This is a genomic window from Bradyrhizobium sp. (assembly GCF_049519115.1).
In the GTDB taxonomy this organism is placed as follows: Bacteria; Pseudomonadota; Alphaproteobacteria; order Rhizobiales; family Xanthobacteraceae; genus Bradyrhizobium.
Map to the genome: position 1 here is coordinate 1 of NZ_JBEKRB010000103.1, position 11,315 is coordinate 11,315.

Consider the following 11,315-nt stretch of genomic DNA (forward strand, 5'->3'; position numbering starts at 1 on the left):
GCCAATTTGCTATCCAGTTCGGTGACCGCTTTCCGCCGTCAGCGAACTGACTATTGAGGGTCAGTTCGCTGACCCTCAACCACCATCACAGGGGCCTCTTACACAAAACTTCTGACATTCCCGCTTCACTTCGCTGGCCCATCACATCACGCGCGACCGGGTGCTGGAGAATCTATCCAAGATTCCGAAGCGATCCGCCGCTGGGGTGGATGGTCAAACGGTGGAGGCGGCGAAGGAGAGCTTCGAGGGCTGGATAGAGCCGGTGCTCCAATCCATCCACCGCCAGGGATATCGCGCGCCTAACATTCGGCGGGTCTATATCCCCAAGCCTGGCAAGACGGAGAAGCGCCCCCTCGGGGTTCCAACTGTCGCCGACCGGGCGCTCCAACGCACCACGGCTGAGGTGCTGTCCGGCATCTACGAGCAGGACTTCTTGCCCTGCTCGTTCGGCGGCAGGCCGAAGCTTAGCGCCCATCACGCCTTGGCGACCCTCAATGAGGTCATCGCCGGCGGCATGATTGGCTGGGTACTGGAGGCGGATTTGAAGAACTTCTTCGGGAGCCTCAATCACGACTGGGTGCTCCGATTTGTCGAACATCGAGTCGGCGATCCGCGCCTGATCAGCTTGATCCGGCGTTGGTTGAAAGCGGGCGTCTTGGAAGATGGAGCGGTTCATCCGAGCGAGCAGGGAACCCCGCAAGGTGGATCGATTAGCGTGCTGCTGAGCAACGTGTAGCCAAGTTGGTGTGGTTGAATTTAGCGAGGTGACGGGGAGCCCCTTTACGCTCCAGCGAGCCTCACGTCCGGCCCAGCCCGCCTCGAAATTCCCTGTCAGCATCTGAAGCAGAGCCAAATTCCAATGGGTGGCGAAATGGCCTGGATCTAGGGTCTTTGCTTGTTGGTATATGGCGAAAGCTTCATCGATTCGGCGCAGCTCGGCCAGCGATGATGCTTTGTTGTTTAAGGTCTCAACGTGGTTCGGCCGAAGCTCCAGTGCCTGATCGAACCACGTAAGCGCGTCTTGGTTCCTGCCTAGGGCTTGCAGGGTCAGGCGGATATTGTTGCGGGTATCTGCGTTAGAGGGATCCAGATCCAACGCTCGGCCGCTGTCGATCAAGGCTTCGTCGAGCCTTTGCAGGTTATGCAATGTGAGGGCACGCATCTGAAGAGTCGGAGCGTGGTTTGGTTGTAGTTTGTCGCACAGGTTGAAGTGAGTTAAAGCCTCTTCCATTCGCTCCAGCCGATAGAGCAGAAGAGCTGCGTTGTTTGACGCTTCCCAATGTTGAGGATTCAGCCTGACTGCATGTTGAAAGGCCAGGATCGCGTCAGCTGGGCGCTGAGATTCAACAAGCGCAATGCCGAGATTTTTCCACGAATCTGCGTCATTCGGCGTGAGTTGTATCGCTTTTTCGAAGGTAGCTATCGCTTCGTTGTGCCGCTGTTCATTCAGTAGAGCGGTACCGAGCGTTGTGAGATAGAGCGGTTTCGGATCCTTAGCGATCGCGCGGCATGTCCATTCCACGGCATGGTCGAATTGCTTGGCATTGAAGCACACCAAGGCCATCAGATGCAGCATTTCCGGATCATCCGGATTTCGTTCAAGGGCTCGCCTGCAAGAAAGCTGAGCTTCGATCCAGCTTCCCTCACGCAGTTGTCCCAGCACCAGGTTGCGAAATATGACGGGATCGCTGGCAGAGTGGGCATTTTGGCCCAGTTTGCCTCTCTTGGCGGCCGCTCGGCGCTCGCTACGATTCATCAGACAATTTCAAAAAAGAACCAAACCAAATCTCGGGTCCAGTCCAATGCTGCCGATCCACTCAGAGACGAGGCGGGCATATTGTCGGGTCGTCATGCTGCGGTTGGGGCCGCGATGGCCGGCGAACAAGGATTCGCCGGGTCTCTTGTTGGCGGCCTTCAGATAATCATCGATGGCCTGGCGAGTTTGATCGCTTAATTCAAATCGGACCGAATCTTTAGATGATTCGTCTCCAAATGAGCAAACCTGTTTGGCGTGAGGCCCCACTTCCGTTCCTGGCACTGAACCGTCATCCGAAGGTCAGCAGAGCAGGCCGTCCCGTTTTCTTTTGCCGGACAGTTGCGCGATCTGCCGTGTAGCCGCCGGCGGCGACATCTTCGACCCGGATGGCGACGACGTCGCAGCCACGTAGCTTTCTGTCGATTGCCAGATTGAACATGGCGAGATTGCGAGCGCGACCCTCGATCTGGAGCTTTGTCCGGATGGACCAGACGTGTTTTGGTCGCAGCGGCGGCTTTGCGCCTGTCAGCTTTCCTTTGTTCCAAGGCACCCGCTTGGGCGCCGGAGTCGCATTCACTTGATCCTGCATGGCCATACTCCTCGGCTCGGTTACAGAGGCGACAAGCATGAGCCATCGGGTTAGGCGATCAAATCAGGTCTGTTTTCGCGCGAAAGCGGACTCTGGGAGGCAGCCTGGCGGCAGTCGCGGTGTAGCGATTGACCCAACGCGGACAATTGACAGTGAGAGCCAGTGCCAGTTCATTCCTAAGTCTGCGCCATACCGGCTGCTACAACTCCCGATAACTTTCTTGCTCAGGCCAGCTTGATCGTTGCTTCAATGTTGCCGCGCGTCGCTTTTGAGTACGGACATATCTTCTCCGCTTCATCGACCAGCTCTTTTGCTACACTGCGTTCCAGACCCGGGATCTTCACGTTGAGCCGGGCGCTGAGCGAGTAGCCGCCCCTCCCGAGGGTCAAGTCTACCTCGGCATCGATGCTAATTTTGGCCGGTAGCGCAATTTTCCTTTTGCGAGCCGCAATTATGATCGCATTTGCGAACGAGGCCGACCAGCCGGCCGCGAATAGTTGCTCCGGATTGGTACCGATGCGCGCCGAACGGGGGGTCGAAAGCCTGACATCGAGCAAACCGTCAGAGCTGCGTGAGGCGCCATTATCGCGATCGCCTGTGGTCTCGGTCTTGGCCGTATGGAGCACTTTTACGATGTGGTTCATGTCTCAGTCTTCTTTGGAGTAGTGACCCTGCATGAGGGGGCCTCCAGGCTCGCGCGCATCGAGCCTCGAGGGCCGGGCTCAGACGAGGGTGGTCTTGACGTCGATATTGCCGTGAACCGCCTTGGAGTACGGGCAAATCGTGTGCGCGGCATCGATCAGGGCCTGGGCCTGCTCGCGGTTGACGCCCGGCACACTAACGTTCAGACGCGCGCGGAGGAAAAATGCACCGTCCGCCTGGTTCAAATCGATTTCGGCGTCGACCGCCAGACCAGCCGGAAGTTTGACCTTCCGCTGCATAGCCGCAAGCTCGATCGCGCCCATGTAGCAGGCCGACCAGGCGGCGCCAAAGAGCTGCTCGGCGGCCGGATGCGGCTCCGGCAGTTTGATGTCGAGATGACCGTCGCTGCTGCGTGCGCCGCCGGCGCGGCCATTCGTGTTGTGGGTTTTTCCGGTGAGGAGAAGTTTCTCGGTCATGGCTATTTCCTTTCGAAGGTTAGGGTTGAACCGTATAGGCTGCGTCCTAGCGTGACGGCTGACAGATTGGATCGGCGCGCGATTTACGCGCGCGCCGACATTTTCAGACTGATTTTCGGAGTGATCTGAAGCCCGTGCGAAGCTCTTCGGTGAAAAGCTTCGGCTGTTCCCAGGCAGCGAAATGACCGCCTTTATCGAGCTTGTTGTAATGGATCAGGTTGGGATACGCCCGCTCTGCCCAGCTCCGTGGAGCAGGATAAAGTTCGTCGGGGAAAACGCTCACGGCTGTCGGCACCACGACGCCTTTAACGGCGAAGAACGAGGCGCCCTTGTTCTCCCAATAGAGACGGGCCCCCGAGAGCGCCGTATCCGTCAACCATGTGAGCGTGATGTTGTCGAGGACGTCGTCTCGTGTGAGGCCTTCGCTCTTTCCGGCAAAGACACGTGCGATCATTTCGTAGCTGCGTGCGTCGTGGTCAAGGAAGTAGGCCGCCAGGCCGACCGGCGAATCCGCTATTCCATATAGCGTCTGCGGCCTCAACCCCATCTGGAAGCCGTAGCCGATGCCCTTCGCATAGACGAAGCTGAGCCGATCGTAAGCGAGCTTCTCGTCGGTCGAGAGATTCGCTGGTGCCGGCGCGCCGGAAAAGGCGAGCTTGTCGATGTCGAGCGGAATTACGTTAGCCATGTTGGTGTGGATGCCCAACAACTCCGGCGGCGCCTGCACGCCCATCAGCTCAGTGATGATCGCGCCCCAATCGCCTCCCTGCGCCACGAATCTCGAGTATCCGAGGCGCTTCATCAATACGGTCCAGGCACGTGCAATATGGGCCGGGTCCCAGCCAGTCGTAGCCGGCCTTCCAGAAAAACCGTAGCCGGGAAGCGACGGAATTACGACATGGAACGCGTCAGATGCTTTTCCGCCGTGTGCGGTGGGATTTGTCAGCGGATCGATGATTTTCATCTGTTCAACGATCGAGCCGGGCCATCCGTGCGTGACGATCAGCGGCAACGCGCTTTCGTGTTGTGAGCGGACGTGGATGAAGTGAATGTCCAGCCCGTCGATTTCGGTGATGAACTGCGGCAGAGCGTTTATTTTTGCCTCGATCTTGCGCCAGTCGTACTCTGTCGCCCAATAGCGCGCGAGCGCCTGGGTCGTATCGAGTTGCACTCCCTGGGATGCATCCGTGACCGTTTCCCGCTCGGGCCAGCGGGTCGCGACGATGCGCCGTCGCAGATCGACGAGGGCCTCTTCGGGAACGTTGACGCCGTGGAAGGGTCGAATGGCATCGCCCGCCGGCGCAGCGGTCGATTCTGACGGGAGCAGGCTCACTGCGCCCACGAGAGCAATGCCCGCGGCGGCCGTACTTAACAGCCGACGGCGATCCTGATCGATTGTTTCGGAGGTCTTGATGGTATCCATGGTGTCTCTCCTGGGGTTGATGGTTTGCTCGGGTGGCACTTGCGTGCTGCCCAAGACCTATCCCCACGAGGATGGAATCACCCGTTAGGCGTTGTTATCGCCTGTTAGACGCACCTAATTCCTTGTTTTATCGAGAAAATTCTATCGCCTGGTCGTTGCAGAAACGCTCCGTCGCGTTGCCCTTTATGGCCTGCAGGAAGGGTCGTAATCTCAGGGCAGCCAGTTAAGCGGGCACGGTCACAGAGGGGGTTATGGCGACGGCTATCAAACGGACTGACGACGGTTTGTCGTTCGGCCCTTTCAAATTACTGGCGAACGAGCGTCTTCTTATGAAGGAAGGGGTCCCCGTCGAATTAGGCGCGCGTGCGCTTGATATATTGGTCGCCTTGACTTCCGCCCCGAACGAAATCGTCAGCAAGAAGGATTTACTTTCGCGGGTCTGGCCCGATGTTATCGTGGAGGAAGGCAGCCTGCGCTTTCACATGAACGGCCTGCGTAGGGCGTTGGGCGACGGGCAGGGTGACGCCCGATACATCACGACACTCCCAGGACGAGGATATTGCTTCGTTGCGCCTGTCTCCCGGGGAAATCCACCAGATGATGTGCCTCTTGTTGACATTTTTCCTCAAGCCAATCTCCCCAACCGCCTGAGCCAGGTAGTCGGCCGGGACGAAGATGTTCTGAAATTGTCGGCTCAGTTGGGCGCTTCGCGCTTTGTCACCATCGTCGGTGCTGGCGGCGTCGGCAAAACCACCGTTGCGATAGCGGTCGGACACCACCTGATCGAGGCTTTCTCGGGTGCTTTGCTATTCGTCGATCTCGGAATGCTCGGCGATCCCGAGCTAGTGACGGCGGGCATCGCCTCCATGCTTGGATTATCGGTTCAATCGAACGACGCGACTCCCAGTCTGATCGCTTACCTGCGCAACAAGAGAGTCCTCCTGATCCTCGATACATGTGAGCACCTTGTTGAAGCGGTGGCGCCATTGGCAGCACGTATCATAGATGCGGCGCCTCAGGTCCACATTTTGGCAACAAGTCGTGAAGCGCTTCGGATAGAAGGCGAGCATATCTACCGATTAGATGCGCTAGCCTGTCCGCCGGACGACCCGGGGCTTACGGCGGCGGCGGTTCGGACGTTCCCGGCTACGCAGCTGTTTGTGGAGCGCGCCGCCGCCAGTGGTGCGCGTTTGGACGTAAGCGACGCGGAAGCGCCGATCGTCGCAAGTATCTGTCGAAAGCTTGATGGAGTAGCACTCGCAATCGAACTGGCGGCAAGACGCGTAGAGTCCTATGGACTGCAGCAAACCGCTGCACTTCTCGATCAACGCCTCACCCTGCTGTGGCTGGGGTCGCGAACCGCGCCACCGCGCCAAAGGACCTTGCAGGCCACGCTGGACTGGAGTTTCGGTCTCCTGACAGAGTTGGAGCGCGTGGCGCTTCGCAGGCTCGCTGTTTTCGTTGGCCATTTCACCCTGGATGCGGCGTTGGAAGTTGTGACCAATGCTGCTCTCGACAGGCCCACTGTTCTTAGCGCCATAGATAATCTCGTTGCTAAGTCGATCGTGGCAACGAGTCCGTTGGGCGCGATGATGCGCTACCGGCTTCTCGACACGACGCGCGTTTACGCTCGTGAGATCAGCATTGACAACGCCGATGCAAACGACCTGTCGGTACGCCATGCCATGTATTTTCGTCGGTGGTTGGAGCAGGGCAGGAAGGAATGGTCGACTTCATCGAGTGGAATCGAGCGAGCCTCACATTTCGCCGGCATCAACAATGTTCGGGTGGCACTTGAATGGTGCTTTTCACCAGGAGGAAACGCCAAGGTCGGCATCAGTCTTGCCGCCGCCGCGGTCCAGGTCTTTTTGGCGATGTCTCTGCTTCCGGAATGTCACCGCTGGTCGCAACGTGCCATCCTCGCCTTCGACGAGACTACAGCCGGAGGTCTCGACGAGATGCATCTTCAGGCGGCGTTGGGATTCTCTTCGTCGCAAATGTATGGCGAAAGCAGCGCCGTAAGTGAGGCCCTGGATCGAAGTCTGGCTATTGCCGAAGAACACGGGGAAACGGCGCATCAAGCCGAAATCCTCAACATGGAGCACTATTTCCATGCCCGGATAGGAGACCTCAGGTCTGCGCTTCAATGCGCTAGACGTTGCCGCGCCATCGCCGAGACGTCCGACGACCTGACGGTGAAAGCGCTTGCCCACGCGATGTTGGGAAGGGCACTGCAGGTTACCGGTGACCTTGCAGGTTCGCGCGCGGAGCTTGATTCCCTGATGCGGATGTTCACCAGATCCGATCGCGGAGCAGGCCTTCTTAGCCTCGATCCTCATTATCATTCGTATATCGCACTGGCGCGTACCCTTTGGCTGCAGGGTTATCCGACCCAGGCCCTGGAGTTCACGCGCCGGGGGGTTGAAGCCTCCAAAGCCATGCGCCATCCGGCAGCACTGGCGCTCGTTTTGGCAGGCGCGGCATCGATTTTCCTCATGGCCGGCGATCTCGATGCCGCCGAATACCACACCGAGTTGTCCCTCTCGCATGCCGAAGCCAATGCCTTGGGGCCTCTTATGGCTGTTGGACTGGGTCGCAAAGCAGAGTTGGCGATCAAGCAAGGAAACACCAATGCAGGCATCAAGGATTTGCAGGCAATACTGGAGCGACTCCGCGCGGCACGACACGAGATACTCAGCACGGAGTTCACTATGGCGCTGGCTCAAGGACTAGTGGCGATTGGGCGGTCAAGTGAAAGCAAAGTCCTGATCGATGAACGAATTCAGCAAGTCGAAGTCGGTGGCGAGACGCTATATGTGCCGGAACTCCTCCGTGTAAAGGGAAAAGTTCTCCTGTCGATGCGCGAGCCCGATCGGCGCGCGGCGGGGATTTGTTTCAGGGATTCGCTCGAGTTGAGCCGCCGTCAAGGCGCGCGCGGATGGGAGTTGCGTGCCGCAATAGACCTCGCGAAGCTTTTGTCAGAGCGGGGAAATGCCGAAATCGGACGCACGCTATTGCAGCCGGTCTATGCAGGTTTTACCGAAGGATTTGAAACCGCCGACCTCAAAGCCGCCGAAGAGCTGCTCGCCACGTTGGGATAATCTCCCGGACTACCGAACCGGCAAGCAAACGATTGCTTCGGTGATGTGGCCGCACGGTGAAGAGCCGCGCGAGGTGTTCGATTGCGCCCGGGCGCCGCGTTTCTTCTCACATCACCCTGGATTTATCGCGGGAGCTAACACCGGCTAACGACCCATAACGGGCAATTTCCTCGAGCTCGCGCCAACATCAGGGCGCATCAACCGGCCGGGCCTCGCTCGGCTCCGGTTGGGTTCACAAAACCCGAACTTGAGGAGACCCACATGAGCCCTCTTTTCCTGAAGACAGCGCGCATCGCAGCAACAGCGATGCTGATCAACGCGGGCGCTATGCCGCCGCGAGCGGCTATCGCTCAAACCGGAACCAAGAGAACCGACCTACAACGACACGACCTTGGGACGAGCGGACGCGAGGCCGTTCAGGTGCGCGTCGACTTCGCCCCGGGAGCGGCCTTCGGCAGACACACGCATCCGGGCGAAGAGATCATCTACGTCCTGGAGGGCTCGCTTGAGTATGAGGTCGAGGGAAAACCGCCGGTGACGCTCAAGGCAGGCGACGTCTTCTTTGTTCCGGCTGGCACTGTCCATTCGGCAAGGAACGTCGGTGGCACCGCCGCGGCGGAGCTTGCGACATACGTCGTCGAAAAAGCAAAGCCGCTCGTCACCTTGGTGAAATGACGGCCGGCGCGGCGGAGGTCGTACACGAGGCTTACGTAGCAGAGCAGAAGACATCATGACCGTTGCCATCAAATCCAGCGGAAACGCACGCAACTTCCATCAAACTGAGGACCACAACATGACCGAGCATCAAATCGTTGACTCTAGCTTTACGGCGATCATCAACGCTCCGATCGAAAAGATAGATATTCCAGAGTGGTGCTTTGGCCTCTCGGAGCAGGAATATCAGTCCTGCTCGCCGGCACATATCGCCGCCGGGTTCACGACTGCGCCGGACGGCAAGCGGATGTCCATCAATGTCGAGGTCATCGGCGGCAGCATGATCGTGGAGCACTACATCGAGACGTTCGGCAGCAAAAGCCATTTGATACTGGATTCAACGTCCGACGTTTTCACTCCAACTGGGCGGACGACCATTCACGTGACGTGGGAGCTGAGCGTCAAGGACGCCGGCGGTGGGAAGTGCGAATTCACGAACCGGGTCCGGACATTCGCAACCGAGGATCTGCTGAATTTCCTGGCGCGACAGGGCATCCCCTTCGATCTATTTCGTGCCCAGCGCCAGCCTGCATCCATCGCACACAATCAAGGTGAGACGCCGCTTTTCGCGGCCAGCATCGAGCGGGCCGCGCTCGGGAATTGAGTTGGATCCGGTTGAAAACCTAGGAGGACATGCCATGACGAACCATGCGTATAACAAGGCTACGACTGCGCTGTTATTCATCGATCCCTACAACGACTTTCTTTCGGAGGGAGGAAAAGTTTGGCCGCGTGTCAAAGACGTGGCGACTGAAGTAGGGCTTCTCGACAACCTGAGAGCCATAAGCAGTGCGGTGCGTAGCGCCGACATCCAGGTTTTCATCGTGCCCCATCGTCGGTGGGAGCCGGGCGACTATGAGACCTGGTGCCATCCTAGCCCAACGCAATGCGCCATCATGCACCGCCATAGCTTTGCGCGTGGTGAATGGGGAGGAGATTGGCATCCGGACTTTGCTCCCCGGGACGGTGACATGATTATCAAGGAGCACTGGGGCTCGAGCGGGTTCGCGAACACCGACCTCGACTTGCAGCTGAAGCAGCACAGCATCAGCCACGTCATTCTTGTTGGGCTGCTGGCGAACACCTGTACCGAGACGACGGGGCGCTACGCGCAGGAGCTTGGCTACCATGTCACGCTCGTTAGAGACGCGACGGCCGCCTATAGCAGGGAGATGATGCATGCGGCGCACGAGCTGAACGGGCCGACCTATGCTCACGCCATCCTCAACACAAGCGAGCTGATCGCAGCGTTGCCGTCCAGGTAAATTCCAACCACAGGAGAAGAACCATGACAGACGTTCAGAAAAATCAACTCTCTATCGATCGGTCTCATCCAGGTATCTGGATTGTCTCGATCAGCAACCCACCCATCAACATGGTGGACGAGGAGACGATCGAAGAGCTGCACCGACTAATACCGTTGATCGAGCAGGAGGAGTCGCTCAAGGTCGTCATCTTTGAGAGCGCCGATCCAGATTTCTTCTTCGCGCATTACGACACTTCGCGTACAAAACAATCGCGCGGCAATACGGGTCCCACCAGCGACCGCCCATGGACCGACTTCGTCCTACGGCTCGCAAGAGCCTCCGTCGTCAGTATCGCCAAGGTGGCGGGTCGCGCACGGGGCGTCGGAAACGAGTTTATTCTGGCCTGCGATCTCCGCTTTGCGAGCAAGGAGAGAGCCATCTTCGGGCAACCGGAGCTCGGCGTGGGTCTCATCCCCGGTGGCGGATCCGTTGAATGGTTGCCGCGGCTCGTTGGACGATCCCGGGCGATAGAGATTATTCTCAGCGCCGATGATTTCGACGCAACCACAGCCGAAGCTTACGGAATGATCAATCGCGCGATAAAAGACGCCGAGCTTGACGCATACGTCAAAGCGTTAGCCTTGCGAATTGCCTCTTTCGATAAGCAGGCTCTCGCGGCTGTTAAGGGTCTTCTTAACCGGACTGGAACACCCGAAGGCGACGAATTCGCGGCAAGTAACCGCATCTTTCTCGAATCGACGACGTGGCCGGGAGCGAAAACCCGTCAAGCCAAGCTGCATCAGCTCGGTTTTGGTCAGCGTACCGAGTTCGAATTGAATTTCGGTGAGGCACTTCGTCGGCTCGGATAGCAACAATTCGCCTGAATTCATGGGAGGGTATCACCGTGACTATGGAGCGAGTGGAGCGGCGACTTGCGGCGGTGCTGGCGGCAGATGTCGCTGGTTACAGCCGGCTAATGGGGGTCGACGAGGAAGGCACGCTGGCCCGACTAAAGGCTGTTAGAAAAGCTCTCGTTGACCCAACCATAGCGTCCCATAGAGGCCGCATCGTAAAGACGACCGGTGACGGCATGCTGGTCGAGTTTGCAAGCGCCGTCGATGCGGTGCGCAGTGCGGTGGAAGTCCAGCGCTCCATGGCCGACCAGAATTCGTCTGTGCCTCAGGACCAAAGGATCTTGTTCCGGATCGGCATTCACGTCGGCGACATCATTGTCGACGAAAACGACAGCCGCACCACCTCGCCGGCCCGCAGCCCGCAACCATAGGCCAACGTGAGCATCGCTCGCGCCTTCAGGCTCGTCGCCATGGTCAGGACGCGCTTCACCTCCTCAGGGCTTAGCACCGGCG

Annotated in this window: 11 protein-coding genes and 2 pseudogenes; 8 read left to right on the forward strand and 5 right to left on the reverse strand. The window is 58.5% G+C overall.

Translation table 11 applies throughout. The features are described 5' to 3' along the window. Positions 1-262: 262 nt before the first annotated feature. Positions 263-736: a reverse transcriptase domain-containing protein gene (locus ABSE61_RS34440; protein ID WP_423875657.1), complete on the forward strand. Its 474-nt coding sequence runs from the start codon at positions 263-265 to the stop codon at positions 734-736. Positions 737-886: 150 nt separating this feature from the next. Here ABSE61_RS34440 and ABSE61_RS34445 read toward each other — a convergent pair. Continuing rightward, positions 887-1,576: pseudogene (locus ABSE61_RS34445) on the reverse strand (tetratricopeptide repeat protein); the annotation flags it as partial. On the opposite strand from ABSE61_RS34445, the gene ABSE61_RS34450 reads away from it, so the two are divergent. Further along, entirely contained in the window at positions 1,568-1,954 is a 387-nt protein-coding gene (locus ABSE61_RS34450; RefSeq protein WP_423875648.1) for a hypothetical protein, read from the forward strand. The pseudogene ABSE61_RS34445 and the gene ABSE61_RS34450 overlap by 9 nt on opposite strands. Before the next feature lie 91 nt (positions 1,955-2,045). On the opposite strand, the gene ABSE61_RS34455 is transcribed toward ABSE61_RS34450, so the two are convergent. The 4 genes from ABSE61_RS34455 to ABSE61_RS34470 all read right to left on the reverse strand — a co-directional run bounded on the left by ABSE61_RS34455 (position 2,046) and on the right by ABSE61_RS34470 (position 4,886). After that, complete coding sequence (locus tag ABSE61_RS34455) at positions 2,046-2,345, reverse strand: site-specific integrase (protein WP_423875649.1); 300 nt, start codon at positions 2,343-2,345, stop codon at positions 2,046-2,048. A gap of 224 nt (positions 2,346-2,569) precedes the next feature. Next, entirely contained in the window at positions 2,570-2,989 is a 420-nt protein-coding gene (locus ABSE61_RS34460) for an organic hydroperoxide resistance protein (protein ID WP_423875650.1), read from the reverse strand. A gap of 78 nt (positions 2,990-3,067) precedes the next feature. Next, positions 3,068-3,463 carry an Ohr family peroxiredoxin gene (locus ABSE61_RS34465; protein ID WP_423875651.1) on the reverse strand — a complete coding sequence of 132 codons (396 nt, stop codon included), beginning with the start codon at positions 3,461-3,463 and terminating at the stop codon, positions 3,068-3,070. A gap of 103 nt (positions 3,464-3,566) precedes the next feature. Beyond that, on the reverse strand, positions 3,567-4,886 hold the full coding sequence (locus ABSE61_RS34470) for an epoxide hydrolase family protein (protein ID WP_423875652.1): 1,320 nt from the start codon (positions 4,884-4,886) through the stop codon (positions 3,567-3,569). 251 nt (positions 4,887-5,137) lie between these two features. Here ABSE61_RS34470 and ABSE61_RS34475 point away from each other — a divergent pair, with 251 nt between their 5' ends. The 6 genes and pseudogenes from ABSE61_RS34475 to ABSE61_RS34500 form a co-directional block, all read left to right on the forward strand. Continuing rightward, the gene (locus ABSE61_RS34475) at positions 5,138-7,987 is read left to right on the forward strand and encodes an ATP-binding protein (RefSeq protein WP_423875653.1); all 2,850 of its coding nucleotides are present in this window, start codon (positions 5,138-5,140) and stop codon (positions 7,985-7,987) included. 261 nt (positions 7,988-8,248) lie between these two features. Then, positions 8,249-8,662, forward strand: coding sequence for a cupin domain-containing protein (locus tag ABSE61_RS34480; RefSeq protein WP_423875654.1), 414 nt, complete (start codon positions 8,249-8,251; stop codon positions 8,660-8,662). Between the two features lie 118 nt (positions 8,663-8,780). Then, positions 8,781-9,305 (forward strand): hypothetical protein, encoded by a 525-nt coding sequence (locus tag ABSE61_RS34485; protein WP_423875658.1) that lies wholly within the window; start codon positions 8,781-8,783, stop codon positions 9,303-9,305. 34 nt (positions 9,306-9,339) lie between these two features. Continuing rightward, a complete protein-coding gene (locus ABSE61_RS34490) occupies positions 9,340-9,966 on the forward strand; it encodes a cysteine hydrolase family protein (RefSeq protein WP_423875655.1) in 627 nt (208 codons plus the stop codon). A 23-nt stretch (positions 9,967-9,989) separates the two neighbouring features. Further along, positions 9,990-10,817: an enoyl-CoA hydratase/isomerase family protein gene (locus tag ABSE61_RS34495; protein WP_423875656.1), complete on the forward strand. Its 828-nt coding sequence runs from the start codon at positions 9,990-9,992 to the stop codon at positions 10,815-10,817. 41 nt (positions 10,818-10,858) lie between these two features. Then, a pseudogene (locus ABSE61_RS34500) lies at positions 10,859-11,194 on the forward strand (adenylate/guanylate cyclase domain-containing protein); the annotation flags it as partial. Between the last annotated feature and the right edge of the window lie 121 nt (positions 11,195-11,315).

Excerpts from the sequence above, each read along its gene's own strand:
- ABSE61_RS34470 (WP_423875652.1), bottom strand. The coding sequence starts at position 4,886 with ATGGATACCATCAAGACCTCCGAAACAATCGATCAGGATCGCCGTCGG.
- ABSE61_RS34485 (WP_423875658.1), top strand. The coding sequence starts at position 8,781 with ATGACCGAGCATCAAATCGTTGACTCTAGCTTTACGGCGATCATCAAC.
- ABSE61_RS34450 (WP_423875648.1), top strand. The coding sequence starts at position 1,568 with ATGCAGCATTTCCGGATCATCCGGATTTCGTTCAAGGGCTCGCCTGCA.
- ABSE61_RS34475 (WP_423875653.1), top strand. The coding sequence starts at position 5,138 with ATGGCGACGGCTATCAAACGGACTGACGACGGTTTGTCGTTCGGCCCT.
- ABSE61_RS34465 (WP_423875651.1), bottom strand. The coding sequence starts at position 3,463 with ATGACCGAGAAACTTCTCCTCACCGGAAAAACCCACAACACGAATGGC.
- ABSE61_RS34490 (WP_423875655.1), top strand. The coding sequence starts at position 9,340 with ATGACGAACCATGCGTATAACAAGGCTACGACTGCGCTGTTATTCATC.
- ABSE61_RS34495 (WP_423875656.1), top strand. The coding sequence starts at position 9,990 with ATGACAGACGTTCAGAAAAATCAACTCTCTATCGATCGGTCTCATCCA.
- ABSE61_RS34455 (WP_423875649.1), bottom strand. The coding sequence starts at position 2,345 with ATGCAGGATCAAGTGAATGCGACTCCGGCGCCCAAGCGGGTGCCTTGG.
- ABSE61_RS34460 (WP_423875650.1), bottom strand. The coding sequence starts at position 2,989 with ATGAACCACATCGTAAAAGTGCTCCATACGGCCAAGACCGAGACCACA.
- ABSE61_RS34480 (WP_423875654.1), top strand. The coding sequence starts at position 8,249 with ATGAGCCCTCTTTTCCTGAAGACAGCGCGCATCGCAGCAACAGCGATG.